The 472-nt window shown below is 73.7% G+C and carries 1 protein-coding gene; it reads left to right on the top strand.

Annotation, left to right across the window (positions count from 1 at the left end; all coding sequences use genetic code 11):
• Positions 1-16: 16 nt before the first annotated feature.
• Positions 17-472: hypothetical protein (locus AC1DYG_RS19550; RefSeq protein WP_477641515.1), on the top strand; the 456-nt coding region annotated here is incomplete at its 3' end.

The following is a 472-nucleotide window of genomic DNA, read 5'->3' as shown; positions in this document are numbered from 1 at the left end:
CGCCTACCGTAGACCTGTGACCGCGACCAGCCCCCGCCGCGACCTGCGCCTGCTGCTGCGCTGCGCGCCGCTGGTCCTGGTGCCGGTGCTGCTGCTGGCGAGCACGTATCCGGGTCGCTATCAGGTTCCGTGGGGGTACTGGCTGCTGGCGACTGCGGCGGCCGCGGCGTTCGTCGTGGGCGAGAAGTGGCCGCTGCCGGTCTCGCTCGTCATCTCGGCGCTGGCCGCCGCCATGTTCGCGGCCCACCCCTGGGGCGTGGCCGGGCTGGTCCCCTACCTGGGCGCGGTGGCATTGGGTGAGGTGGCGATGCGGGCCCGCGGGTCCTGGCCGGTGGTGGTGGCGACGCTCGGTTGGACGGCCGCGGTGCTGTTCGGACTCTGGTCCGACTCCTTCTCGACGTTCTGGCGGGCCGCGACGGTCGTCGAGGCGGCGGCCTACGTGGGCCTGCCGCTGCTCCTCGGGCTCTACCTG

Source organism: Pedococcus sp. P1_H8, from assembly GCF_056405175.1.
The sequence above is the reverse complement of the archived record's forward strand: the minus strand, read 5'-3'. Positions and strand labels throughout refer to the sequence as shown.